This window comes from Oryzihumus leptocrescens (genome assembly GCF_006716205.1).
GTDB classification, from domain to species: Bacteria; Actinomycetota; Actinomycetes; order Actinomycetales; family Dermatophilaceae; genus Oryzihumus; species Oryzihumus leptocrescens.
Genome location: NZ_VFOQ01000001.1, coordinates 89,531 through 114,016, shown reverse-complemented (window position 1 = coordinate 114,016; position 24,486 = coordinate 89,531). Strand labels below are relative to the sequence as shown.

The following is a 24,486-nucleotide window of genomic DNA, read 5'->3' as shown; positions in this document are numbered from 1 at the left end:
GTGGTCGCAGTGCGGCTTCGACCGTCACACCTTTGCGTTGCGCTCAAGTCGCGTCACGACGTGAAATGACCAATGCTGCAACGTCGTCATGGGGCTTGCTGCGGGGCCAGCGCAGGCCGTTCAGGTCCGATTCCTCTGCCGTTCGGATCTGCCTGACGAAACCCGAGGGGTCTAGTCGGACTGCCGAAGCGAATGCTCGCCAGTCGCGGAGCAATTGGTATCTGTTCATCGCTGCGACTGCCCCATCACTCGCCAGAACGATCGTGTCCGGAGGAGGAGCGACCCGGTCAGTTAGCGCCCGGTCAGCCGCCGTCGCGTGATCGGCTGCGATCCAGTAGCCGCCAGGCTGGTTGCGGGCCATCAACTCGGCAGCCCGCAGGTCGTTCAAGATCTCCTGATGGCGCGGGCCATACCCGTGGCCCGCTCGCAACAGCTCCTTGTAGCGCAGGCGTAGCTCACCCCCTACTCGGCCCAGCCGGTCATCGCGCAGCGCGGTTTCCGAACGACCGCGCAGCGTGACAACGGTGACGTCACCCAGCACGCATGCCTTGATGTTGTCGGCGCCCATCCGCACGAGCCCGACCGCAGCCGACGGTTGGCTCGGTCTGGGCAGGCTGAGACGTTGGGCGGTACGGGTAATGGCATCGCGAAGGGCTTCTTGTGGGGTTGCGCTCGGTGCTGAATCCGCCGCGGCGACAAGGGCCTCGCATAGGGCGTCGGCGTAGTCGCCGCCGGTCGGAGCCTCGCGTGACCCCGAGGCTCCGTCGATGACGGCTGCCCAGGTGGTGCCGTCGGGTGCCTCGTAGAAGAGCCAGCGGTCTTCGCCCGGGCCGTCTCCGGCCGGTTGTTCCGCGACCGACAGTTGCCACCTACTGGTCATGTGGCCGTGGGGGAAGGACCGCCTCGGTCCGAGTGATCGTCAGGCCTTCGTGCTGGCCTGAGATCACGGCGGTGAAGTCGCGGTCGCGCATGGTGTGCCAGAGGTCGGCTGCACTCTGGTCGAGCCAGTCGACTGCGGCGAGCGAACCGATGGCGTGGATGCCGGCAATGTGTATGCGGACGTGGCCATGGTCGTCGGTGACCTTGGAGAAGTAGGCGAGGTCCCGGCCCTCATCGTTGGCCATCGGCGAGGCCAGGTCCCGCTGCTCCGGGCGAATCTTGATGCGCCACAGGCCATCTCGCTCGACGAACGTCGCGATCGGGTCGGCGTCGAGCCACTGCTTCACGGTGGGCGAGGTCTTGGGCCCGCAGATCACGACCGCGTCGGCTTGCGGCGCCCATTCCGGGTCGTCGGCCGGGATGTGGCGCAGCCTCGTTGTGAACTGCAGCCGTTCCAGCAGTTGCCGCACACGCTCCCCTGCGTCCTGGTCCTCGGTGGCAACGACCGGGAGGCGCCGGCCGTCGAGCTTGCGTTCGGGGATCCAGATCTCGACCGGGCCAACTCCGAATAGCGCCCGCTCGGCGGTCGGGGCGGACTTGCGGATCTGCGCGATGCGCCCCTTCGACAGGCCGAGCTCTTCGGCGAGCGTTGAGTAACTGACCGTCCCATCGCGAACGGCCTCGTCGATGGCTTCGCGTCGCAGTCGCGCGAGCTCGACGCTCCGCTGCTGGTATACGCCGATGAGTCGCCCAGCCATGCGAGCTCGCTCCGCGGGGTCACTCTCCCGGCGGATGGCTTCGAACTGGGCGTCGGACACGCCCGGCAGTTTAGGGGGCCTTGACGACATCGACCAAGATGCTATTGTCCGTTTAGTCCCTATAAACGCCGAATGCGCGGGCGATCGCCCAGCCGTTTAGGGGGCATATACACGGAGGTGTGGCATGGCGATTCAGCAGCGGATACCGGTGGCGTTCGAGGGCATCTTCCCCGCCGGGGCGTACATGGTCGGTGAGGTCGAGGCGCTGGAGGACTACGACGCGTTGGTGGCGGCGAAGAACGCGGGCAAGGAGCCCGGAGACATCCAGCTGCGGGACAAGGTCACCGGGATGCGGGTCTGGCAGATCCGGGTGGTCGACGCCGACCCGGAGGCCCGCAAGGGTGAGACGGAGCTGGTCATCAAGATCGGCGCGGAGGTGCAGCCGGTGCCGCCGCCGAAGATGGACGGGCTGCCGTTCCGGCCGGTGGTCTTCGAGGGGCTGACCCTGACCACGTGGATCGATGAGTCCCGGTCTCGGCCGAAGGTGGCCTACTCGATCCGAGCCACCGCGATGGCCGCGCCGAAGGGCAAGGGCACGACCCAGCCCAGCAGCAGCGGCAACGCCGGTGGCAGCGCCAAGGCGGCGGCCTGATGGGTTCCAACCTTGCGGCGGCTCGGGTGTCCTTCGTGGATGCTCGGGCCGCCGCTGCGTTGCTGACCCGCACGGTTCGGTTCCTCCGGGCCGTCCTGCGGGCTGCTCTGGTCTGGGTACGCGGACACGTTCGCTGGGTGCTCGCCCTCGTCGGGTTCGCGGTCATCTTGCGGCTGCTTGGCAATCAGATCGGCTCCCGGGAGGCGCTGGTCCTGGCGTTCGGTCCGGCTCTTGTCTCGGCGGTCTGGGCGACGTGCTGGCCAGTCTCATATGAGCGGGTGTGCGCCGGTCCGGCTCGTCGGGCGCGGTGGCGTCGCTGGGTGCGGAAGAACTGGGCGCACCTGTCCCGGGAGTGCGGCCTGTCGGTCTCGCGGACCACCAAGTCCCGCACATTCGGGCTCGCACCCAAGGAGGGGAGCCGGTTCGTGGCGTCCCAGTCGCAGACGGTCACGGTGTGGTCGCACCCGCGGCTGATGGACGTGACGACGGCGGGGTCGTTGCTGCGGCTGATGATCCGCACCCGCACCGGGCAGACCGTGCAGGACCTCGAGGCGGCGGCCGCGCCGTTGGCTGCCGCTGCGGGCGCTCACGCCTACCGGTGCGTGCAGATGACGCCTTCGGTGGTCGAGGTCGTCCTGGTCATGCAGGACTCGCTCACGCAGGCCCGCCCGGCAGAGATCCCGGAGGCGGTGTACCTCAATGCCGTCACGCTGGGTCGGCGTCAGGACGGCGCTCCATGGCACCTCACGGTGACTGGTCGGCACACCCTCGTCGTGGGCTGCTCCGGCTCGGGCAAGGGCTCGATCTTCTGGGGCGTCTGCGCCGGCCTCGCCCCGGCTGTGCGCGCCGGGGTGGTCCGCCTCTGGGGTGTGGACCTCAAGCGCGGTGTCGAGGTCGGCGTGGGTCGCGGCATATTCTCCGCCGTCGCCACCAATCCCATCGAGGCGGTGGCCCTCCTGACCCGGCTCCTCTCGGTGCTGGAGGAGCGCGGGAACCGGATGGCCGGGAACATCCGGCTGCACCAGCCCACTCAGGCGGACCCGCTGCACGTCCTGGCCATCGACGAGCTCGCGGTCCTGACCGCCTACACCGACGCCGAGACGAAGAAGGAAGCCTCCCGGCTGCTGGCCGAGATCCTGACCCAAGGCCGCGCCCTCGGCGTCGTCGTCCTGGCGTGCGTGCAGGACCCGCGCAAGGAGGTCGTTGGCCTGCGGGGCCTCTTCACCCAGACCATCGCCCTGCGGTTGCGCTCGGCGGAGGAGACCCGGATGGTCCTGGGGGACGGCATGGCCGCTGTGGCTCCCGCGCACCGGATCAGTCCCGCCCTGCCCGGCACCGCGTGGGTGGTCGAGGAGGACGGCTCGACGGACCGGGTCCGCGCGGACTGGTGGTCCGACCAGCTGGTGCGGCAGGTCGCGGCCCTGCACCCTTCCCCGGTCGTCGAGGGATTGCCCGTCGCGCCGGCCCAACCGGCTGATATCCCTGTGGGCTCGGACGACGTCACTCGAGCCGACTCGGGCCCCCGGGTGCGGGCCACGCCTGCCTCCCGCCAGCGTAAGAGCCGCCCGCACAAGACCGGTTCCGCTAGCCGTAAAGGTTCGCCCAGCAACGGGATTGGCGCGGCATGACCGAAACGGGCCGCTCCAGCCTGACTTCCTCGCTCGCCTCGTTTCCGGGGTTTGGCGAGGAGGCCGGGCTGGACCTGTCCGTGCCCAACGCACGTGTCGCCGGTGAGATCGCCTCCCGGCTGGTGTCACGGGACTTCCGGGAATGGTCCGAGCAGCTGGCCCGGGTCGGCAACTGTGTGAACCCGATCCGGCTGCGGGGCCGGTCCCTGACGGTCGACAAGCGCACCGGCGAAGTCGTCGGCACCTACTCATCCGAGCACGAGCACAACGGCGTCACCCTCATCCGCTGCGGCAACCGGCGAGCGTCGGAGTGCCCGGCCTGCTCCCGCATCTACGCCGCCGACATGTTCCACCTGATCCGCACGGGGGTGACCGGAGGCAAGGGCGTCCCCGACACGGTCAGCGAGAACCCGCTGGTCTTCGCCACGGTCACCGCCCCCTCGTTCGGGCTTGTGCACGGGCTGCGGGAGAACGGTCGCCGCTGCCGCGCCCGCTCAGGCAGCCCCCGCTGCGAGCACGGCCGACCCCTCACCTGCATGAAGGCGCACGAGGAAGGCGACCCCGCCCTAGGCCAGCCGCTCTGCCCGGACTGCTACGACTACGAGTCCCACATCGTCTGGCAGTGGTGGGCCCCCGAACTCTGGCGACGCTTCACCATCGCCCTGCGCCGCCTCATCGCCCACGCCCTCGGCGTCCCCGCCACCCGGCTCGGGGATCACGCGCCGTTGCAGTACGCCAAGGTCGCCGAGTACCAGCTGCGCGGCCTAATCCACTTCCACGCCCTCGCGCGATTGGACGGGCCGAAGACCGACGGCGGCTTCGCCCCCGCCCCGGACCTGATTGGCGCGGCCCGGCTCGCGGAGCTCATCGCCGAGGCGGCCGCGTCGGTCCGGTTCACCGCCCCGCCGATGTTCGACGGCGACCGCTCCCGGGTGCTGGCCTTCGGATCCCAGGTCGACTCACGGCCCGTCCGCACCTCGCGCCGCACCGACGACCCCGACCAGGCCTTGTCCGCCGAGCAGGTCGCGGGTTACCTCGCGAAGTACTCGACCAAGTCCGCGACCGACACCGCCGCGACCGGCAACGCCCACCTGCGCCGCATCCGCGCCACCGCCCGCGACCGGGCCGACGCCGCCCACCTCCATGCCGCCGAGGCCACCGGCGGGGACGTCGACGCGATGGCCGAGGCCCCATACGCGCTGCTGGGCAAGTGGGTTCACATGCTCGGCTTTCGCGGGCACTTCGCCTCCAAGTCCCGCCGCTACTCCGTCACCCTCGGCGGACTGCGCCGCGCCCGACGCCGCGCCCAAGCCCTCATCCAAGAGGCCAAGGCAGAAGGCCGGCCCCTCGACCTCACCCAGCTCGAGGCCGACCTCATGGCCGACGACGCCGAGGAGACCACCCTCGTCCTCGGCCAGTGGGAGTTCCTCGGGACCGGCTGGGCCACCGAGGGCGAAACCGTCCTGGCCACCGCAGCAGCCGCCCGCGCCCGTGAGTACGCGCAGTTCAAAGCGCAGACGAAGAAGCATTGACAACCAGTGATCGGAGCAGGGCATGGAAGGGCAGTTCGAACCCCTGTGGACACCACAGGACGTGGCCGCGTTCTTGAACGTCCCGGCCAAGACGGTCTATGAGTGGCGCTGCAAGGACTACGGTCCGCCCGGTCGTCGTGTCGGACGGCACCTGCGTTACCGACCGTCCGAGGTCATCGCGTGGCTCGACGACGAGACCCGGGCGGCCTGACCGTGGCACGGCTACCGCTTGCCCTGGGCAGTTGGGGTGAGATCTCGGTCGTCCCGCTCAAGGACGCCGAGGGTCAGGCCACCGGTTATCGGGCCCGGACGAGGTTCCGCGACCTCGATGGCAAGGTGCGGCTGGTTGAGCGGAGCGGGAGGTCTCAGACGGCCGCTCGCACGGAGCTGAAGAAGCACCTCAACGACCGGACCCGGTTGTCGTCCGAGGGCGACCTGTCCGGGATGGACACCTTCGCCAAGGCCGCTGACCTCTGGATGATCAAGATCGAGCGCATGGTCCGTGAGGGACGTCGCTCCCCCGGGACTCGCGAGACGTACCGCCGCCAACTGACGGCCCACGTCCTGCCCGCGCTGGGGCAGCTGCGCCTGGTCGAGATCACCACTCCCCTGCTCGACCGTTTCGTCTCCCGGCTCGTCGACCAGGTCGGACCTGCGACGGCGAGGACGTCCCGAACCATCGTCTCGGGGGTCCTGGGGATGGCTGTCCGTCAGGGCGCCATCGTCTCCAACCCGGTGCGGGAGCTGGAGCGGGTGGAGGGCAAACGCCGGCGGGATCCCCGGGCTCTGACCGAGGACGAGCGGCGCGAGTGGTTCGCCAAGCTTCGCCTCGACCAGCGGGCCGTCGACTTCGACCTGGTCGACTTCTCGCTGTTCCTCCTTGCGACGGGCCTGCGGATCGGCGAGGCGTTGGCGGTGCTCTGGGAGGAGGTCGACCTCGAGACGGGGTCCATCAACGTGACGTCGACGATGATCCGGGTGACCGGCGAGGGACTGATCCGCAAGGGCACCAAGAGCGTGTCCGGTCAGCGTCGCTTGCTCCTGCCGACGTGGGCGGTCGAGATGCTGCGGCAGCGGTGGTTGCGCGGAGCACGGCTGGACATGCCGGTGATGCACAACCTCGACGGCGGCTTCCGGGATCCCCACAACACCCGCACGCAGCTGCGGTCGGCGGCTAAGCGCATCTGCTTCGACTGGGTGACGCCGCACGTCTTCCGTAAGACGTGCGCCACGATCCTGGACGACGCGGGCCTGACCGCCCGGATGATCGCCGACCAGCTCGGCCACTCGCGGCCGTCGATGACCCAGGACGTCTACATGGGTCGCAAGGCGCCGAACCCGATGGTGGTCCGGGCCCTCGACGAGGCCTCCCCGGACCCGCGCGAGGCCCAAGCCGCGATCGAAAGCGATGGGTAAACGATGGATCTGACACTTCAGCGCTCAGACCGGGAGACCCGAAAGGGCCTCTCACCTGCGGTGATGGAGCCGACGAGGGGACTCGAACCCCTAACCACCTGTTTACAAGACAGGTTTCACGCAGCAGGAGCGCGGACTTCAGGTTCGAACTGAGCACGATCTAGGCTCATCGAGACCTCAGGAGACTCATCTACACCGCGTCAGGAGTGGCACGTTGAGTGGCACGCGGCCATCACTGCACACCGCTCGTTAGGGACACCGGGACACCAGCACACCCAGAGCCCCGGGAGTCCCAGATGGCCAGCACGCCGCCTCGTCCCACCCGCAGCACCCTCCACGACGACCTCCTCCCCCCGACCGTTGGCATCGACCCCGGATCCGTCGCCACGGGCATCGTCCTCCGAGTTGGCACACGGCTGATCGCCGTCGACGTGGTCCTGAACCCCGAACCCGGGCAGTTGGTGGGCGGCGGGGTCCCGCAGCGCCCGTGCTCGCCCGAATGGGGGTACGGCGAGGCCGTCGAGGCCCGCGTCCGCGCCCTGGCGACCGAGCACGACGCCTCCGCCCGCGCTTGGTGGGCTAAGCGCGGGTACGTCCTGGCGGCCGACGAGGACCCCTGGCTGTACGGGATCGAGAAGGTGAACCTGCCTCGGGATCCCCGTGGCCAGGAAACGTTCAGGAAGCCGGATGCGGAAACGGTGGCCAGTGTGGTCGCCCCTACCGCGGTCCTCCACCACCTCCGAGGCGCCCTCGGCTCCGAGCGGGTGGTCCTCGTCCGCCCATTCAGGGCCGACACCAGGTGGGAGAAGCGCTACGGGGGCACCGGCGACCCCCGTGACTACTACCCCGGCTCCATCATCGAGCCCGCCGCGCCCGCGTCCGACCCGGTGGGCACGGTGTACCGGGATGGACTCCTCGACCAGCGCCGCTTCCGCGAGGCCCGCGTGAAGGATCAGGCTGCCGCGTGGTCCATCGCGTCAGACGCCGCTGGGGCGTACGTCGAGGCAGCGCGGCGTCTCGGCCGCCCGGTAGTCCCGCCGTCGCAGGGCGCGGACGTGCTGCGTGAGGGCCTCCGGGCAATGCAGCGGTCCCTTGGTGCCCCGGTGTCCGAGCGGCTGGCCCCGGTCATCCCAATGCCGCAGCCCGCCTGGGTGACCACCGAGCCGGAGGCCACACGTGCGCCCACCGGTGAGGACGCGGACGGCACCTGGGAGGACCTGAGCACCGACGAGGACCTCGACGCGCACTACGCCCACTACCGGGCACTCAAAGCGTGGTCGTCCCCGCCGTCTCCGCCCACCGAGACCGCCGCGCCCACACCTCTTGACGTGTGGCCTTGGTCCGCCTGACCCGGTTGCGGCGCCCTTCGGTCCAGATCCGGCCGAGGGGCGCCGATGACACAGACACACCAACCAGCCCACCGGAAGGAGCAACGCGATGACCACCACGACCGCACCCTGGACCTTCGCCGAGGGTGACGCCGCCTTCCGCCGGATGGCCGGTGGCCCCATTCGCGCGAACCTGCTGTACAGGGTCGCACTGGGCTGCGCTGACGCCACGATCTACAGGGGAGTGACCATCACACGCCAGCCCGGCCACGTGCCCACGTGGAGGCTCTCCCGACCCCGGCACCCGGCCCTCGTCCTGACACGCGTGAACGCGCCCCACGAGGACGGCCAGGCCGGTCATCGCCGACTTGCGACGTTCACGCCCGTGGAGCCGTCAGCCTTGTGAGTACGTGCCGTCCTTCGCGATCAGATTCTCGGATGGGCGGGCCGCGATGACCGGCGCGACGTTGGTGTAGTGAGACAGGGTTGCTACGGACTGGCTACGAACGGGTGCACCTGCGAGGACTGGCTGCATCACGGTCCTGTCCAGCGTCACGATTCGCCCAGCCGCGTCCACGCCAACCGAGGTCTCGACGTACCAGTGGCCGCGAACGAGAGCGGCCCACCCAAACGAGGTGCCGATGCCGCCGCTGTAGGCCGCTGAGGACGACGGCGTGCGCACGTCGTAGCAGGCCTTGGCGCCGCCCGTCGTTTGGACCGAAGAGCACTCGCGCTTGGCTGCACTGGTGGCCAGGTCGACGAGGGCCAGATTCACGAACGGAGACGTGTCGCTCTCCTGGGACCAGTCCGGCGACTGGCGAGTCGGGTTCTGCTCCATCCAAACCGGGTGCTTCGGGATGGTCTCTCCAGGGATCGCCGAGATCGATCCGTCGATGCGCGTCAGGTCGACGCTTCCGTGGTCGTAGATGACTTCTGTGTCACGGGGAGTGGCGACATCGCGCAGAGATGCCTGCCCCTGAGCCAGCGCGACCTGGCCGCCGTAGGTGAACCCGCTCGGCTTGCCCGTCGACGGATCAGTGAAGGACCACCGAAGTGACCAATCAGCGCCCGGGGCGTCGAGGGTTGTCCGCGTGGCCCGCTGGACCGCGGCGAGGCTTTGCACGTCGGAACCTGAAACCGGCGAGATCTTGGCCGTGGCGCCGTATCCCGCGGGCACAGGCACGCCGTCAGGCCATCCCCAACCCGTTGAGGCGTAGTAGTCGCCCGTCCACCACAATTGCCAGCCTGCATCGGACCGGTAGAGGACGTAGTCGACCCGGACGTTGGCCCGATGCAGGACGTCGGACCCGTCCGCGTTACGCAGTCGATACCCGAACGCGCCTCGGTAGTCGACGTCGATCAACGACGTCGCGGTCGAGTCCTTTGCGACCGTCATCCGTTGCGGCCCAACCACAACGCCCGGAGCGACCCAGGTTGCTCCATCGCACGCCTTCTTGAAGGACGGAAAGCGCGGCTCCAGCAGGGACAGGTACTTCTGGCCGTCCTTGCCTGCAAAAGTCTTCACAAGCGCCGGAGCAGATACCGCCTTGGTCGGGCTCGGGGCCGCAGGCGTGGAGCACAGCCAATTCGGGTCTCCGTGAATTCGCGCGAGGTACTCCGTCAGCCACGTGATGGCACCGCTCACGTCCTGCGCCGTGTAGTCGCCGATCGCTTGAGGGGTAACACCGGACTGCACCTGGATTGCCTTGGCGACCGAGGCAACGGTCGACATCGGTGCGACCGGGGAAGTCTTGAGTTGCACCGGTACCGCAGCCGGTGCAGCGTCAGCCCCTCCCCCGCACGCCGAAAGCAGCGTCGAAGCAACAGCAATGGCAATCAGGCCAACACGAATCCGCACAGCGAAATCCCCCCCGAGGTGACGACAAAACCCGGGGAGTTCTATCAGCCTGGCGCCCAGGTGAGGGCAGGTTTCACCCAGAAACGCGGACGGCACCCTGCGGCGGCCATCCCCTGGGTTTCTCTGAGACACGCACCGCTGCTCCACTCCGGCACCCACGAGTCACGGCAGGATCTTCGGGTGACCGTGGAGCCAAACGGCGTCGTCCCTGCCGATTTCGACCTCGACCCTCTCCTCCCCCCACTCGACGAAGCCACCTACACCGCCCTCCGCGAAGACATCCGAGCGCGCGGGATCATCGTCCCCGTCGAGGTCACCGAAACCGGTGAGGTCATCGACGGACGCGCCCGTCTCCGGGCCGCCCAGGACCTCGGCATCACCACCTACCCGCGCGTCATCCGCTCGGCGCTCACCCCCGACGAGCAGGCAGCACACCGGCTCGCCCTCAACACTCACCGCCGACACCTCACCCGCGCTCAACGCGACGCCGCCGTCCGGGCACTCCGGCTCCTCGGCTGGAGCACCAGGGCCATCTCCAGCGCTACCGGCGTGCCACAGTCCACGGTGGCCCGGGCGCTTCGCGCTGTCCCTTCAGGTGTCCCTGCAGGGTCGCCTGATCGGGTGACGGGCAGGGACGGCCGGTCACACCCCGCCCGGCGCCCCTCCGTCATCGCCCACACCCGGCACGAGCAGGAGCGCGCGCAGGCTGCGCTGGCCACCCTCGGGCAGACCGCCCCCTCGAAGGCGCTCGACCTTCGCCGCGCCGAGCGCCTCGTCCGTGAAGCACGAGCCTCGGAACGCCGAGCCCAGCCAAGCCCGTGGCTGCCCCCAGACGCCCGAGTCCTTCAGTGCGATTTCCGGAACCTCCCCGTCAAGCCCGATACCGCCGACCTCGTGTTCACCGACCCGCCCTACACGAAAGCGGCGATGGCCGACGTCTGGCCCGACCTCGGGCGGTACGCCGCACTCTGGCTCAAGCCGGGCGGTCTCCTGATCGCCTACACGGGCCAAATGCACCTCCCCGAGGCGCTCGACGCGCTCCGGGATTCCGACCTCAGGTACTGGTGGACGATGGCGGCACCTCACGACACAGGGTCTGGAATGGCGCAGGTGCGTCAGCGCAACGTTGGCTGCGGCTGGAAGCCCCTGCTGGTCTTCCGAAAGCCAGGCGCCCTAGGTCTCCCTCCCTGGACCACCGACATCACCCGTGGCGGCTCCCGATCGAAAGACTCAGGCCACCCCTGGGAACAACCCGTCGCTGAGGCCGCACACCTCATCCGAGATCTCGTGCCGCCCACAGGCCTGGTGGTCGACCCCTTCGCGGGCTCCGGCACCACCGCCGTCGCCGCCGTCAGCCTTGGCCGCAGGGTGATCACCTGCGACATCGACCCCGACCACACCGCCACCGCAAGGGGCAGGGTCGCCGACACCCTGGCCACGATGCAGGGGAACCCCCGGGACTCCCCCGGCTAACCAGGGGAACACGCCCCCTGCCCGCTCCCCTGAACCCCTACTCCTGGCAGGGGGACCACACCCCCTGCACCTCTTCCCTCCCGGAGGGAAGAACCGCACCCGAAACCTCGCATCGACCCCTCACGCATCAGGGGCTGATGCCCACACAAAGGCACCCCCGGCCCACAAACTCACCCCCGCCCTCAAGATTTTTTGCTTGGGTGCCGAGGAGGGACGTAGGACCGACGAGGCACCCAAGCAAAAAATTGCGGAGGTTCGTCGTGCCCTGACGCGCATCAGGGGTCGAGGCTCAACGGTGAAGGGCAGATCGAGCGGCCGCTGCCGGGGAACGCGTGACCCTGACCCCAGGGGTGGGGCTCAGCGGTATTGGCGTTGCTGGGCCGCGAGGATGTCCTTGACCAGGTTGTCGGGCAGGGTGACGACGTGGGTCTCGATGCCGAGGGTGCGGATGGCTCCGGCGTACCAGGACCTGCCGGTGAAGGGGGCACACGCCGCTTCGTCGCTGAAGCAGAGGATGAGCCGGTGACCCGTCCCGAGCACGGTGTTGACGTGAGCGAGTTTGAGGGCGTCGCCCAGGATCTTGTTCCGCTGGGCGCTCTTCGGGGGGCCTTGGTGTGCCCAGGCTTCGACGAGGGCGGGCGGGTTCGTGCAGACCCCGTCGACGTCGACGTAGGCACCGTCGGGGAGATGGATGCGTTCGGACTGCAGCGTCACTCCGATGTGGGCACCGAGGAGGCGCAGCATCACGGCTTCCGCATCACGTTGGACTCGACTGTCTCCTGCTGGGGGTTCGGCGAGCACATCGGGATCCGGGCTGGGTTCGGGCGCGGTGGGTGTTTCCCGTGCGGGCCGGAGCGGGATCGCCGGGTCACCGGCAGGAAGATGATTTGGCGCCGGGGTTCCCTCTGCTCGGCGTAGCCGGTACCGGCCTCGACCGACACGTTCGAGGTCGTCCCACGTCGTGCCGTGATGATCCGGGGCGTCTGCGCACATCCGGCTTGCGACGTGAGTGGTGATGGTGCCCGCTGCGAAGCGCGTTCCCCGTGCTGTGAGGGCTCGGACCACGTCTGCTGTGGAGACGGACCTGTCCGGTGACGCGGCCTGGAGTCCTGGCATCACAGCGAGGATCTGCTGGCGGCAGGTGAGCCCGGGGAATCCTGTGTCGTTCACGGCGAGGTGGCCTTGTCGCCGTTGCGTCGGTCGAGGAGGCGTAGGAGCAAGTCGGCGAGGAGCACGATCTCTGCGGCAGCGGTCGCGTCGGCGTAGTCGACTGGTCGGTGACTGCTCGGGTTCTTGAACAGGCCGATGGCGCCCTTGAACAGGTCCATCTCGGCCACGACCTCACCAGGGTCAGCGTCGGGATCAGCCAGCGGTCCCCTGGGGGCGAACGCGTGCTGCATCAACTTGGTCCCGAGGAGGGAGTCGGGTGCTCCTGACAGGGCGCGCACTCGGACCTCGACCTCCTTCATCGCGACGAACACGGCAGTCTCGAAGTCACCGCGGAGGAAGTGGGGTCGGGCTTTGGCTTCGAGCACGGGGTGCAGGTCGACGTCGAGGCGTTGAACTGCCTTGAGGTATCCGAGCCCGCGGTCGAGGACTTCGTCGCCGCGGCGCGTGACGAAGATGGCTTGAGCGCTGTCCTGACTCGGGTCCCAGGCGACTAGCCCGTTGGCTCGGAGCCAGCCCCAGGCTTCGCTGAGGGCACGTAGGGCTTGTGGATGGCGGCTATAGGCGGAGGATTGAACGGCGGAGAGCATCCAGTTGCGCCAGTTCCACTCATTGTTCGCCTTGACGTCGGCCAGGATGCGGAGCGCCAGTTCGTCCAGTGGGAGGGCGACGATCTCGTCGGGGGTGAGGGTCCAGTCCTGCACGCACGCACAGTAGCCGTGGGCTCCTCCAGTTGGGGGCATCTCGATCAGCGGTGTGGGTTCGCCCACGGGACGTGCCGGGGACGACGACGCCCGTCGAGAGGTGTTAGCCGTCTCCCGCCAGCCCGCTGGGCGCCCCGGGAGAGTTCAACCCGGGGGCACCCAACGCGGCGGGAGAGACAGGGTTAGCCGCGGCGACCAGCCTGGTCATACCCAAGGCGGGACAGGCTAATGAGCGGCGGAACGCAACTCTTGCCAGGCAGCGCGGCAGGCCAGCGCGAGCGAGATGCCCGCGCCAAGAATGACGACTGCTTGCGCGACGGGCGCGGTGAGTCCGTGGTGGATGAGCCAGGCGGCTCCGGCGTCGGGGTGGCCCGCGACGGCGCAGGCGACTACGCGCCCGAACCCCGTGCCAGCGATGGCAAGTCTGACGAGTGCAGTCAAGGCCCGGGGAATGGGGTGCGTGTACACCTTGTTGGCCTGCTGAATGGTGCGCTTGAGGGGGGACACTCGGGGTCTCCGAATCGGTGAGTCGGTGGGCGCTGCACCACCCCGGGTGGGGTGACGCAGCGGACCGTGCGCCCCGGCGCCGCTGGCGCAATCAACTCGTTCTCGCGCAAGTGATGTCCACGGTTGTGGACTCTCGCTGCTTTGCACAACGCGCCTTGCGCGCCCTCTGGCCAGCCCAACAGTCAAGACTTGGTCAAGTACCTATCAGTCGTCCCGCCGCAGAGTGACAGTCACGACGTGGGTGGCGGTCGGCATCGAGCCGAGGCACTAGCGGCGTTCCAGGGGGATGGAGAGACGCGGCTGGTTTACGCGCGCCACCGCGCAGACCCAGACGACCTCTTCTACCTCGTGGACGGCACCGCTCGGCAGATCAGGGATTGGGCCCGCGAGCACCTGGAGTGCTTGATGCCTGAGTGCGACGACCGGCGCTTGAAGGTCGTCGCGCGGACGACCCGGCGGGACGGTTTCGCCCATTACGTCGGGTCGGGCGGGCATTCCCGGGAAGGGCTTGCCCATCAGCAGGCGAAGGCGCTGATCGCTCGGTGGGTGGCGGAGCGGTGGCCGGATGTCACGGCTGTGCCGGAGCGGTCAACGAGGTCAGGTGCGCGTCGCGCTGACGTGATGCTGACGTGGCCTGACGGGCGCCAGGTGGCCGTCGAGGTGCAGTACGCGGCGATGTCTCCTGAGGACTGGCGCGTTCGCCATCAGTCGTATCGGGACCAGGGCGTGGTCGACGTCTGGCTGCTCGGGCATTTGCCGCCGCACCTACGACGGTCGTCAGCGCGCTCCGGCGAGGGGGAGGACGCGATCGGCGGCCGTGTCGGTCTCGGGCCTCTGCACCAGGCGATGGTCGCGGCGGGTGTGCCCGTGCTGTGGATCAACCCCGTTGAGGAACGCCTGGGCACTGTGTGGGTACGGGAACAGCCGCAGTCCTACTCGGACACCTTGGGGCGATCCATCGAGTGGGGCGACGGGCACGACGGCACGGAGCACACAGTCCCGCCGAGCGCGGACCACGAGCGGGCCTGGTTCGAGGCTGACCCGCTGCGCGACTGCGACCTGACCCCGGACGGGATCACGTCCCCGGTTCTGGGGCGACTCACCGAGGCGCGTGCTGCCTTGGACGCTGTGAACGGGCGCCGCAAGGCGGCTGACGCGGAGCGGCGGCGGATGCTTGATCAGCGCGCGGCCGAGCAGGCGAAGCGGGACGCGCGCCGCAATGCGGACCGTGCCGGTTTCGAACGGTGGCTGGCAGCCAAGACCGCGCAGCGGCAGGCGCAGTGGGAGCGGTCGGAGTTGTACGCCAAGGTCGTAGCGAGATACGGGGAGGTCCCGCAGATCTTCAGGGCCGCCCTTGAGGGGCAGTCGGGCGTGTACGCCGCTCCGGCGCATTGGCGGGCTGTGCTTTACGGGGACCTGATCCTCGGACGCCCAAAGGGATCCCGGTTCACCATCGCGGACTGCTACCGGAGCCTGCGCGCGGCCGGGATAGAAGTCCACCCGCACAGCGCGACCAAGCGGGCCGCGGCGGTACTCGGCTGGCTGGAGTACCTCGCGCGCATAGGGTACGTGCGCATCCACCTTGCAGAAGGCTCCGCGTGGCAGGTGCGGAACGTCGAGGTCCTCGCGGACATCGAGCGACTCAAAGCCGAGGACGACGCCCGCCGTGAACGGGAGCGGAAACGGCACGAGAATCACGTACGGCTGACCGAGTTGCGGACGCGTGTGAATGCGAGAGTGGCAGCAGCCGCGCCGAGCACCGCCCCGGTCCCCGTTCCACCTGAGATGGGCCCGCGACCTCAGCGCGCCCGGGAGCAGGTCCTTCGGTGTTCGACGTGTGGTCTTGTGCTGGACCCGTGCCTGGCTCGCCTGGGACATCACGTGGGCGGATGTTGACGATGACGGCAGGCCCGCGAATGGCGTGATCTAGGCGGTGTGTGTCGCAGGCAGATCGCGGCAGGGGCTGAGGCAAATGTGACGGCTCCGGCCTCCGGGCGGGGCGCTGCAGAGCGTGAGAGAGCCCCCGCACCAGGGGGTCGGCGCGGGGGCTCTCGGGCTGCATCCTCTCAGTCAGCATCCTTCCGCCGCTCTCGTTCGCGCGCCCAGCGGGTCACGCGACCGTCCACGGCGGTCTTCACCCAAGGCCTTTGGTGAGCGACGGCGAACCGGAGGGCGGCATTGAAGACCGCGTTCCGGCTGACCTGCTCCGTAGCGGCGATCTGGTCAATGGCGGCGAGAAGGTCCTCGGGGAGTCGGATGGGTGTCGCCTTGATCTCGATCCGCTCGTCCCCCTGCGGCGGCTGGTTGTCGGGGCGAGCCATCACGCCACCGCGGGGACCGGGCTGGTCGCACTGCCGGTGGTCTCGGCTAGCAGTGCGCGGCGGATCCTTCGGGCGTCAGCAGGATCTACCCCGGTAGTGGCGACGACGTCCGCAATCGGCATATCGGGCGCACCAGCGAGGAGTGCGCGCGCGGCTGCGGTCTTGGAACCGGTGCGGGCAGCCCGGGGCTGACGCGAGGTCGTCCCCGTGCGGGCCGGGGTGGAGGGGCCCTGCGCCGCGGAATCCCCGGACACGCCAACTAGGGCGGCTGTGAGGGTCGTTGCGGTGGAAGTCTTGCGAACAACCCGACGGGCCGGGAGACCCGCCCGGTGACGCAGCACGCGGAGCGCCTGTTCAAGGGCCAGCGCGAGGATGACGGGCGGGGCGCCAGCAACCAAGCGTGCCGTGACTGAGGGATGCGCCACGAGAACGTTCCCGCCCGTCGACGCAGCCACCCCAAGACCGACGAGGAGCCAGGAGAACGCCGCTCCCGTTCCGGTGAGCGTGGCGTGCAGGACTCCGAGCGAGGCTGCGATGACGAGGCCATCCACGCAAACCGGAAGAAGCCACGCCAAAGTCCCGCTCACTCCGGACTCGACGGCCAGGCCGTGCAGGCCCGAGTAGGACAACACGGCGGCGGCGAGGGCGATCGTGACGACCGTCCCGGTTGACGCCCTGGCGATCCCGGCGGCCGCGCGTGGACTCAACCGCCCTGCAGCGTCGCTGTTCATCTGCTCTCCCATCCGTCCAGTCCGTAGCGTGACGAATCACTGATGTCAGTGTATCCAATTACACTGACATCGGTTACTTCGGCTCGATGAGTGGAGTGGTGAAGCGATGGCGAAGTGGATCATCCCGACCCCGGCCAGCAAGCAGGTGCGGGTCGGGGATTTGCGCACTGACGACTGGATCTCCGACGCCCCCGAGGGCAGCCCTTGGCACCGGATCCTCCACCGCGACAATGCGGCCGAGCCCGCAACGCTCGTGATCGGGGACACCTGGGAGACCCAGCAGATCGTGGAGGTGACGGACGTTGACGGCTGGGTGTGGCGCCTGGTCGACCGCGATCACCCGGCTCGCGGTGTACAGGCGTCCTTCGGGGGTGCCGATGAATTCGGCAATGAGCAGGCCGACGGGCCTGCGGACGGGAGCCCCCGATGACCAGCACAATCCGCACCCTGACTGCCGCGCTGATGCTCGGCGCCACGGTGGCGTCCGCCTCGGCGTGCAGCGCCGCGACCCCGGCGACCCAGCCGGTCACCGCGCACCACACGCTGCCCGTGCCGAACACACCCACCGCTCCCCCGGTCACCGTCACCACTGGCCCGAGCGCGGACGTTCCGGTCGGCGGCGAGGCCGCGGCCGTGTTCGGCGAGCGGCAGGCCAAGGCCGGTGTCCAGGCCGCCTACAGCGCGCTGGAGACGGCCACCGGGGTGACCGGGCTGCTCCAGCCCGGCGCGCATCCCGGCCGCGACTACGAGTCGATCCGCACGATGCTCACCCCGGCACGGTGGACTGACCTGACCAAGGCGGCGGACGCTGGCGATGCGCACGACCTAGCCTCCGCCATCGTCCTGACGGTCAGCAACGAGAAGGGCACGGCCGGGACGATCGTCGTGGACGATGGCCGCCGGATCACCCCCACTGCCCCCTTCCTGGCTAAGGCGCCCCGGCTTGGCGACTACACGGCCGTCGTCGACCGCTCCGTGCCTGGGACCACTCGCTTGGTCGTGACGATCCCGGTCACGACCACTTACGTGGGCACGGGCGGCACGACCGGTACCCGGAGCCGCGTGATGACGCTGGCGATGACCCCGGCAGGGACCGGGTGGCTCGTCGACGGCTGGCAGAACCAGCCCGCCACCGGGACGAAGGGGTGACGCGGCGATGGCACTGCGACGCAAGTGGACAGCCGCCCTGACCGGGCTCGCGATCACCGCCGCCCTGGCGATTACCGGGGTCACCAGCCCCGCCCCCGCCTTCGCGGGCAACGGCGGCGGCACTGGCGGCATTGGGGTGGGGACGGGCGTAGGCACTGGCCCTGGCTCCGTGCCGCCTTCGAACCCGGGGACGCCGACGCCTCAGCCTCGGCCTCGGCCGAAGCCGCACCCCGGCCAGGGCGGCTCTTCCGGGGATCCCTCGCGCACGTACCAGGTCTCCGGCGTGACCTGGGCGAGCCCGCCGCGGGTCACCCCGGTGCCGCCGCAGGCTGGCGGCTTCACCGGGTGCGCCCGGGATTCCCAAGGCCAGCAAGCGGAAGGCGTGACGTGGTCGTACTGGGCAGAGGACAGGTGGGACTCGTCCACGCAGCGCAGCCTGCCCCCGTATGCGCTGCCGGGATCCGCCCGGTACACCTGCCTCTACCCGCCCCGGTACACCGACCAGCCGATCAACTGCGCCGTCGCGCTCAGCGCGACGATCGACCGCTCGGGGAACCCGAACTGGGCTCTGGATGGGCGTGTGGCTTCCCGGTCGGCCGCGACTGCCTTCAGCCGGTCGCACGCCTTGTCGGACTGTGGCGGATCGTGGCGACTCGATCTGGCGGTGCCGCTGGACGCGTGGGGTCGGTACTCAGCCTCGGCGGTCAGTACCGCCGTGTCTTGCATCGAGCGGGTCTTCACCAGCCCCGATCCGCACACCGGGCGGATTCCCCCGGCTGTGATTGTGGGGGCGTGCAGTGCCCCGTTTACGGTCAGTCCGGCGTCAGCCCGGGCCCAGAGCGACTGCGTGAGGGCGGCGCGGCAGGGGTGGGACTACAGCCGTGACTGGTCGTTCACCACGGCGGACTGCCCGGCTGGCCGGTCGCCCGCGAAGTGCGCGGTCGGAGGGACGCCCACGCTGCTATTGCCCACGGGCGCGGTGGTGCGCCTCGCCCACCTGCAGATGATGGACGACGGCAGGCACCTGACGGCGACCTGGCCAACGCCCAAGGTCACCGGCTCGACGAGGGTGTACTCGACCTCCACGACCCTGGAGCGCGTCTCCGGGACGCCGTGGAAGGGCCAGGCACCACTGGATGAGCAGCCCTTCGTTGCCGACCTCGGCTCGCCGCGCACCGGCTTGATTCCCGGTCCGTGGTCAGAGGCGTGGCAGTCCGCCGGGTCCCCGGGCAAGCCAACCGTGACGCATCTTCGATACCGCGTAGACGCTGAATGGGCGACGACCGAGGGCGTGATCACCGGGCTCGATACCCGTACTGGCGCGGTCTCGGTGGGCTCCCGACCGGGCACGGTCCGAGCGCGAGGGGTGTGCCTCAGCGGCCCGCTCGCGGTCGACGTCTACTACGCCCGGAACAGCAACAACTGACTGATCGGGGGACGACCACGGCTCAGACGTGGCGGTGGCACAAGGTGTGGATGGGCTCCCCGCCACGTGCCGCCGCCCTGAGGACGGCTGGCCCACCCGGGCGTCCTCTGTCGGTGGGGGCAGGTCCAATGGTGACCTGCCCCCACCGACGCATTCCCGGCCCGATCGGAGCACCCGGATGACCTCGCATCACGGCTGGCTCGTACCCGTCCGCATCACGCCCGACGGCGGGTGGGCGCCAGTTTGCTTCCTCGACGATGCCACCCTGACCTCCCCTGATGGATGGAGCCTGTGGTGCCCGGACTGCCAGGCGATCGTGGCCGCTCCGGTTCAGGGCACGGCCGGGCTGGACCTAGAGGGGACGACCACGCCAGACGCGGTCGCTGACGAGGTGTACCGGGCCGAAGCCCGCCTCGCGCGGGAGCACGCCGCCGCGATGGCCACTCAGCCGTCCGGCTGTCCCGCGTCCGCCTGAGTCACCGCCCCTGTGGCCCGCACCCTCCCCCGGGTGCGGGCCACAGCCGCGTCCGGCCACCGACGCAGCGGACTCGTTAGAGAAGAGGTGTGCAGAAATAGGGACCGGGTGGGCCGGTCCCGACACCACACCGAAGGAGCCCGAAATGACCACCACCGCCACCCTCACCCGAGTGCCCCTTACTCGAACCCTCTCGACGGTCATCTCCCCCATCGACGCCGAGTTCGAGGCCCTGCTCGCGGCCGAACACGAGTGGTCGCGCCGCAAGCGCGCTCTCGCCGCTCAGGGCGAAGTGTCCTGGGACACCCCGGTTCCCCAGCAGCCAATGGTCGCCCTGGCCGCACCTGCACCCGTCACCCGCCGCCGGATGACCTACCGGGCGCCTGGGCTCACCCTCGCCGGGGTTGTGGCCGTCGCGATCTCGCTCACCGCGATGACGTCCACGCTCATCGCGGCCTTCCACACCGCGATCGTCTAAACGGGGGCCGTGGACGGTCAAGGGCGGTTCACCCGGGGTCGATGCAGTGGGCAGGCATCGACCCCGGGAGGACACCTTGACGATCTGCCGCCACGGCGCGACTTACGTCGCGCTCCGAATCGACCCCGACGCAGCGGAGGCGGTTAGGAGCGCCGCGCGGCGCCTCAGCCCTGCCTACCGCGAGATGACCGGAACGCCGATCAGCCTTTCCAGGCTGGTCACGGCCGCCTGTGAGCAGGCCCTACCCCATCCCCGAGCGTGGCAGCGTCTCGTGCAGCCCAGCCCGCGCCTGACCAAGCGGTACGCGCCGGGAGGCCGGGCCGTCCTGCCACTGGTGCTCCCAGTCACCCTGGTGGGCGGCCTTGACGCGATCGCTGCGACGCGACGCGCGTGGACCCGCACCGGGGTGCTGCTCGCCGCCACCCACTACGTGCTCGCTCGCGTGGTGACCGACCTCGACCGTGCCGCGGCCGGGGATAAGGCCGCGGCCGCGCGTGTACGCCGCTTCCTGCGCCACGTCGAGCCTGACGGGCGGTATCAGCGCGGGGTGCAGATGCCTGGACGCCCGGGCCGGACCCGAGACGAAGGAAAGTGATGACCCAAGCGACCTTGGTGCGACGCGCTGCCGTCGCCGTGATGGTGGCGGTGACGCTCGGTGGGGTGATTGGCGTCGACTCCGCCTCCGCGTGCGAAGTGCAGATCCTGCCGATGCCAACCCGGACCACGCCTCCGCCGCTGGTGGTCCCACCGCCGGAGCGGCTGCCTGCTCCCCCACTGGTGATCGTGCCCTCCGAGCCTGCGCCAGGGCCCAAGGCGGCGCAACCGACGGAGGTCCGCCCGCACGAGCGGCACGCCCACAGACCGACTCACGAGCATCCGGCGGGGTCGTCGTTGCCCAAGTGGTGGCCGACTCACGTGCACCGCTACCTGCCGCTGTCCGGCTGGTAGGCGCCCCATCCTGTGCTTGGCGGCGAGTCCGCGAGCGGGCTGACGGTGGCGTACGGCACGATATGCCCCGTACGCGTCAGGGAACACCAGTGGACGCGAGTGGGCATCATCAGGCGACATCAGGCGACAGGAGACCAGGCGTGACCGAGGTTTCGGTGGCGCGACCCAACCGGGCTCGCCGCGAGGTCCTGGCCACCGATCCCGCCGTTCTGGACCTGTCAGCGGCCGCTCTTGAGGTTCTCGCCTCGGTGCCAGCGTGGTGGGCTAACCGCGCCGCTGCGGCCGGTCTGGAGGGATCCGCGCTGGATGTGTACGCCGCGGTGGGGTCACCGTGCCCGGTGGACCTGACTGACCTTGACGTCCACCCCCGCGAGGACCTCGTGGACGCCTCGCCGGAGGTTCTCGCGGACGCGTACGTGGTCGCCCTTGACGCGTCCGTTCGTTCCGCTCACGGGCGCCACTACACGCCTCCTCTGTTGGCGGAGGCGCTGTGGCGGCAGGCCGTCGAGGTCCTCCGCGGCCAGCCGGTCGGGCTCGTCCTCGACCCTGCCTCGGGTGCAGGGGTGCTCCTACTCCCTCCGCTGCGGACGTGGCTGGCACGTCAGGGCGACACGCAGCCGGAACTGGTGCTCGCCGCCGTGACCGCTGCAGTAGCAGGGCGCGACCTGGATGCCGCCGCCGTCTGGCTCGGGTCGGTGATCCTGGCGGCTGAACTCCTGCCCGTGTGGGCACGCGTACAGCCGAGCCGTCGTCGTCCCCTGCCTGCTCTCCTCCACGTCGAAGACGGCCTCGCCCCTCAAGACCCACCCGCTGCCGCCATCGTGATGAACCCGCCGTACGGGCGCGTCCGACTGTCCACCGAGGACCGCGACCGGTGGAGCCACGCACTCAGCGGGCACGCCAACTTGTATGGCCTTTTCGTCGCGTCCGCGATCGAGCAGGTCGCACCCGGCGGCGTTGTCTCGGCGCTCATCCCCGCTGGCTGGCTGGGAGGCGCCTACTCCAAGAACCTGCGCAGGACGCTGGGCGAGCGGGCGCCCTTGCGACGGCTCACGCACGTCACCGAGAGGGACGGCGTGTTCTCCTCAGGCGTCCTTCAGGAGACCGTCCTCGCGACATTCGCCGTAGGAGGCCGCCGCGGGAAGGTTCGGGCTGAGCGGGTCACCGTCAACGGCCACGCCGAGCGCGAGTCCATCGGAACCGGCGCCATCCCCAAGGACGGATCGCTGCCCTGGCTCCTCCCCCGCGATCCCTCCGACGTGCCCCTGGTGAAGGCGTCGAGCACGATGACGCACCGGCTCGCGGACTACGGCTGGAAGGCCAGCACGGGGCCGCTCGTCTGGAACCGGCACAAGGATCAGATCAGCGCGACGGCCACTGTCGGGGCGTCGCCGATCCTGTGGGCCGCGGACGTGGACGGCGGACAGGTCCACCAAGACCCGCGCCGCGACCACCAGCGATACCTGATGCCTCGCACGGACCGCGAACGTGACGTGCTCGTCCTAGACCGTCCGGCCGTCCTCCTCCAGCGGACTACTGCCCCAGAGCAGGACCGTCGACTGGTCGTCGCCGCCCTCGATCAGGGCACGCTCGATCGCTGGGGTGGTCAGGTGATCGTGGAGAACCACGTCAACGTGCTCACGTGCTCGACGGCAAACTCCGCCCTCAACCCGAGGGTCCTTGCGGCGCTCCTCAACTCTCGGGCGCTGGATCGGCTCTACCGGTGCCTCACCGGTTCCGTCGCGGTCAGTGCGTACGAACTCGCCGCGTTGCCCGTGCCGTCGCCAGATCAGGTCCGTAGATGGCACGACCTTGACGACGCAGCACTGGCGCGGGCCATCGATGAGGCTTACGAGGTAGCCAGTGCCTGACCAACCCGCCCTGCCTGCGCTGCTGGCGGACAGAACCGCGTACAAGGCCCGCCTAGAGCAGATCCTCCCGGCGTCGATCACGGGCACAACGGCCTCCGCGAACGAAATCGCCGCTGCTGTCGCGTTCACGATGATGTACGTCGGCGCCGTGGACGGGCACCGTCCCATCCGCCCGTCGACCGTCGCGTGGATGCGTGACGGGATTGCCGCACGCCGAGACGATGCCGACCGGCAGGCGTACTACCTGGCGGCCCTCCGCTCGAAGCAAGCCGTGGACGCGCAATGTCACGCGTGGGGGCTGACCGAGACACGCTCTTGGTACGCCGACAACTCCCGCGAGCCGATCCGTGACGAGACCCTTCGAACGTGGGCGGACAACGGGGCACTCGTCTCCGGCTCCGGCGTTCAAACCACGTCATCCGCGCCGCGCTACACGCTGCACCCGGACTTCGCGGCCCTGTTCGATCCCACGCTGACCGGCGAGAAACTAGACACAGCGATCAAGGACTGGCAGTCCCGGCACCTGACCCTTACCGGTCGCGCCCGCGCCGCACGTGCACACGCGGCGGCCCGCGCCGAGGAAGCCGTTGTCGTCCATCTCCCCGATGGCGGTACGCGCGAACTCCACATCGGAGCCAGCAGCGAGATCATCCGGGGCGTGATCGAGCAGTTCGCACCCGTTCGACTCGGAGACCCGGTCGTCATCTTCGTTTCCCAGTCCGGGGAGAAGGTCAATGTCCTGGATGAGGCGCTCTTGAAGCGCCTTGGACTGCCGGTGGACCAGCAGCGGCTCTTGCCTGACCTGCTCTTGGCGGACCTAGACCCTGCGCGAGATGCGTTGTGGCTGGTCGAAGTGGTCGCCACCGATGGCCCGATCACAGAGGAGCGCCGCGCCGCCCTGCTCGGGTGGGCAACAGATCACGGAGTGAGTCCCGACCGGTGTCGTTTCCTCACCGCGTTTGAGTCTCGGACGGCCGCGCCGTTCAAGAAGGCCGTACCTCAACTCGCGCGTGGGTCGTACGCCTGGTTCCTCGACGAGCCGGACGGGCTCTTGGCTTGGGAGGACCTCGCGGCCGAGTAGGGCTGCTTCGACAAAAAGCGCGTGGTGGGCAGGTGTAAAGACATTGCCATCACCTCCCGAAGACGTTGGTGAGCCTCGGAACCCCGGGGCGCACCAACGTCTTC

Annotated in this window: 23 protein-coding genes, 1 tRNA gene and 1 pseudogene; 16 read left to right on the top strand and 9 right to left on the bottom strand. The window is 69.5% G+C overall.

All coding sequences use genetic code 11. From position 1 onward, the window contains the following. Positions 1-43: 43 nt before the first annotated feature. Together FB474_RS00550 and FB474_RS00545 are read right to left on the bottom strand one after the other, a co-directional pair. The gene (locus tag FB474_RS00550; protein WP_141786873.1) at positions 44-880 is read right to left on the bottom strand and encodes a PP2C family serine/threonine-protein phosphatase; all 837 of its coding nucleotides are present in this window, start codon (positions 878-880) and stop codon (positions 44-46) included. Continuing rightward, entirely contained in the window at positions 870-1,697 is an 828-nt protein-coding gene (locus tag FB474_RS00545; protein ID WP_141786872.1) for a hypothetical protein, read from the bottom strand. Before FB474_RS00545 ends, FB474_RS00550 begins: the two co-directional genes overlap by 11 nt. A 124-nt stretch (positions 1,698-1,821) precedes the next feature. On the opposite strand from FB474_RS00545, the gene FB474_RS00540 reads away from it, so the two are divergent. The 5 genes from FB474_RS00540 to FB474_RS00520 all read left to right on the top strand — a co-directional run bounded on the left by FB474_RS00540 (position 1,822) and on the right by FB474_RS00520 (position 6,865). Further along, a complete protein-coding gene (locus FB474_RS00540; protein ID WP_221632386.1) occupies positions 1,822-2,289 on the top strand; it encodes a plasmid replication, integration and excision activator in 468 nt (155 codons plus the stop codon). Between the two features lie 320 nt (positions 2,290-2,609). After that, a complete protein-coding gene (locus tag FB474_RS00535; RefSeq protein WP_221632385.1) occupies positions 2,610-3,917 on the top strand; it encodes an FtsK/SpoIIIE domain-containing protein in 1,308 nt (435 codons plus the stop codon). Beyond that, on the top strand, positions 3,914-5,449 hold the full coding sequence (locus FB474_RS00530) for a replication initiator (RefSeq protein ID WP_141786870.1): 1,536 nt from the start codon (positions 3,914-3,916) through the stop codon (positions 5,447-5,449). The genes FB474_RS00535 and FB474_RS00530 overlap by 4 nt, the downstream gene beginning before the upstream one ends. 22 nt (positions 5,450-5,471) lie before the next feature. Then, positions 5,472-5,660: a helix-turn-helix transcriptional regulator gene (locus FB474_RS00525; protein WP_141786869.1), complete on the top strand. Its 189-nt coding sequence runs from the start codon at positions 5,472-5,474 to the stop codon at positions 5,658-5,660. After that, positions 5,630-6,865: a tyrosine-type recombinase/integrase gene (locus tag FB474_RS00520; RefSeq protein ID WP_141786868.1), complete on the top strand. Its 1,236-nt coding sequence runs from the start codon at positions 5,630-5,632 to the stop codon at positions 6,863-6,865. Before FB474_RS00525 ends, FB474_RS00520 begins: the two co-directional genes overlap by 31 nt. Positions 6,866-6,929: 64 nt before the next feature. Here the strand turns inward: FB474_RS00520 and FB474_RS00515 are convergent. Further along, positions 6,930-7,031: transfer RNA gene (locus FB474_RS00515), tRNA-Ser, on the bottom strand. 52 nt (positions 7,032-7,083) lie between these two features. Here FB474_RS00515 and FB474_RS00510 point away from each other — a divergent pair. Both FB474_RS00510 and FB474_RS00505 read left to right on the top strand, forming a co-directional pair. Next, positions 7,084-8,214: a hypothetical protein gene (locus tag FB474_RS00510; RefSeq protein WP_185745973.1), complete on the top strand. Its 1,131-nt coding sequence runs from the start codon at positions 7,084-7,086 to the stop codon at positions 8,212-8,214. Positions 8,215-8,302: 88 nt separating this feature from the next. Beyond that, positions 8,303-8,599 (top strand): hypothetical protein, encoded by a 297-nt coding sequence (locus tag FB474_RS00505; protein WP_141786866.1) that lies wholly within the window; start codon positions 8,303-8,305, stop codon positions 8,597-8,599. Here FB474_RS00505 and FB474_RS20565 read toward each other — a convergent pair. After that, positions 8,588-10,051, bottom strand: a complete 1,464-nt coding sequence (locus tag FB474_RS20565) for a hypothetical protein (protein ID WP_185745972.1) — start codon at positions 10,049-10,051, stop codon at positions 8,588-8,590. The two genes, FB474_RS00505 and FB474_RS20565, sit on opposite strands and share 12 nt — an antisense overlap. A 180-nt stretch (positions 10,052-10,231) precedes the next feature. Here FB474_RS20565 and FB474_RS20560 point away from each other — a divergent pair, with 180 nt between their 5' ends. Next, positions 10,232-11,524: a DNA methyltransferase gene (locus FB474_RS20560; protein ID WP_185745971.1), complete on the top strand. Its 1,293-nt coding sequence runs from the start codon at positions 10,232-10,234 to the stop codon at positions 11,522-11,524. A 357-nt stretch (positions 11,525-11,881) separates the two neighbouring features. Here the strand turns inward: FB474_RS20560 and FB474_RS00490 are convergent, their stop codons facing one another. The 3 genes and pseudogenes from FB474_RS00490 to FB474_RS00485 all read right to left on the bottom strand — a co-directional run bounded on the left by FB474_RS00490 (position 11,882) and on the right by FB474_RS00485 (position 13,395). Next, positions 11,882-12,268, bottom strand: coding sequence for a hypothetical protein (locus tag FB474_RS00490; RefSeq protein WP_141786864.1), 387 nt, complete (start codon positions 12,266-12,268; stop codon positions 11,882-11,884). A 183-nt stretch (positions 12,269-12,451) separates the two neighbouring features. Continuing rightward, positions 12,452-12,640, bottom strand: a pseudogene (locus tag FB474_RS21460) (hypothetical protein); the annotation flags it as partial. A gap of 50 nt (positions 12,641-12,690) precedes the next feature. Continuing rightward, positions 12,691-13,395: a TIGR02391 family protein gene (locus FB474_RS00485; protein ID WP_185745970.1), complete on the bottom strand. Its 705-nt coding sequence runs from the start codon at positions 13,393-13,395 to the stop codon at positions 12,691-12,693. Positions 13,396-14,091: 696 nt separating this feature from the next. Between FB474_RS00485 and FB474_RS00480 the strand changes: the two genes are divergently transcribed. Continuing rightward, entirely contained in the window at positions 14,092-15,798 is a 1,707-nt protein-coding gene (locus FB474_RS00480) for a competence protein CoiA family protein (protein WP_141786862.1), read from the top strand. 170 nt (positions 15,799-15,968) lie between these two features. Here the strand turns inward: FB474_RS00480 and FB474_RS00475 are convergent, their stop codons facing one another. After that, positions 15,969-16,223: a ribbon-helix-helix domain-containing protein gene (locus FB474_RS00475; RefSeq protein WP_141786861.1), complete on the bottom strand. Its 255-nt coding sequence runs from the start codon at positions 16,221-16,223 to the stop codon at positions 15,969-15,971. Further along, on the bottom strand, positions 16,223-16,954 hold the full coding sequence (locus FB474_RS00470; protein ID WP_185745969.1) for a DUF2637 domain-containing protein: 732 nt from the start codon (positions 16,952-16,954) through the stop codon (positions 16,223-16,225). The genes FB474_RS00475 and FB474_RS00470 overlap by 1 nt, the downstream gene beginning before the upstream one ends. Positions 16,955-17,060: 106 nt before the next feature. Between FB474_RS00470 and FB474_RS00465 the strand changes: the two genes are divergently transcribed. From FB474_RS00465 to FB474_RS00440, 7 genes are all read left to right on the top strand, one after another. Continuing rightward, positions 17,061-17,384, top strand: a complete 324-nt coding sequence (locus tag FB474_RS00465; RefSeq protein ID WP_141786859.1) for a hypothetical protein — start codon at positions 17,061-17,063, stop codon at positions 17,382-17,384. Then, positions 17,381-18,103, top strand: coding sequence for a hypothetical protein (locus tag FB474_RS00460; RefSeq protein ID WP_141786858.1), 723 nt, complete (start codon positions 17,381-17,383; stop codon positions 18,101-18,103). Before FB474_RS00465 ends, FB474_RS00460 begins: the two co-directional genes overlap by 4 nt. Positions 18,104-18,386: 283 nt before the next feature. Continuing rightward, a complete protein-coding gene (locus FB474_RS00455) occupies positions 18,387-19,529 on the top strand; it encodes a hypothetical protein (protein WP_141786857.1) in 1,143 nt (380 codons plus the stop codon). A 620-nt stretch (positions 19,530-20,149) separates the two neighbouring features. Further along, on the top strand, positions 20,150-20,482 hold the full coding sequence (locus FB474_RS00450) for a hypothetical protein (protein WP_141786856.1): 333 nt from the start codon (positions 20,150-20,152) through the stop codon (positions 20,480-20,482). A gap of 76 nt (positions 20,483-20,558) precedes the next feature. Further along, positions 20,559-21,077 (top strand): hypothetical protein, encoded by a 519-nt coding sequence (locus FB474_RS20555; protein WP_185745968.1) that lies wholly within the window; start codon positions 20,559-20,561, stop codon positions 21,075-21,077. A gap of 493 nt (positions 21,078-21,570) precedes the next feature. Beyond that, positions 21,571-23,301 (top strand): Eco57I restriction-modification methylase domain-containing protein, encoded by a 1,731-nt coding sequence (locus FB474_RS00445; protein ID WP_185745967.1) that lies wholly within the window; start codon positions 21,571-21,573, stop codon positions 23,299-23,301. Then, positions 23,294-24,382 (top strand): BsuBI/PstI family type II restriction endonuclease, encoded by a 1,089-nt coding sequence (locus tag FB474_RS00440; RefSeq protein WP_141786854.1) that lies wholly within the window; start codon positions 23,294-23,296, stop codon positions 24,380-24,382. Before FB474_RS00445 ends, FB474_RS00440 begins: the two co-directional genes overlap by 8 nt. Positions 24,383-24,486: the final 104 nt, after the last annotated feature.

Bases quoted from the DNA above. Each gene is read 5' to 3' on its own strand.
- FB474_RS00550 (WP_141786873.1), bottom strand. From the start codon at position 880: ATGACCAGTAGGTGGCAACTGTCGGTCGCGGAACAACCGGCCGGAGAC.
- FB474_RS00540 (WP_221632386.1), top strand. From the start codon at position 1,822: ATGGCGATTCAGCAGCGGATACCGGTGGCGTTCGAGGGCATCTTCCCC.
- FB474_RS00530 (WP_141786870.1), top strand. From the start codon at position 3,914: ATGACCGAAACGGGCCGCTCCAGCCTGACTTCCTCGCTCGCCTCGTTT.
- FB474_RS00525 (WP_141786869.1), top strand. From the start codon at position 5,472: ATGGAAGGGCAGTTCGAACCCCTGTGGACACCACAGGACGTGGCCGCG.
- FB474_RS00505 (WP_141786866.1), top strand. From the start codon at position 8,303: ATGACCACCACGACCGCACCCTGGACCTTCGCCGAGGGTGACGCCGCC.
- FB474_RS00490 (WP_141786864.1), bottom strand. From the start codon at position 12,268: ATGCTGCGCCTCCTCGGTGCCCACATCGGAGTGACGCTGCAGTCCGAA.
- FB474_RS00475 (WP_141786861.1), bottom strand. From the start codon at position 16,223: ATGGCTCGCCCCGACAACCAGCCGCCGCAGGGGGACGAGCGGATCGAG.
- FB474_RS00470 (WP_185745969.1), bottom strand. From the start codon at position 16,954: ATGAACAGCGACGCTGCAGGGCGGTTGAGTCCACGCGCGGCCGCCGGG.
- FB474_RS00465 (WP_141786859.1), top strand. From the start codon at position 17,061: ATGGCGAAGTGGATCATCCCGACCCCGGCCAGCAAGCAGGTGCGGGTC.
- FB474_RS00460 (WP_141786858.1), top strand. From the start codon at position 17,381: ATGACCAGCACAATCCGCACCCTGACTGCCGCGCTGATGCTCGGCGCC.
- FB474_RS00450 (WP_141786856.1), top strand. From the start codon at position 20,150: ATGACCACCACCGCCACCCTCACCCGAGTGCCCCTTACTCGAACCCTC.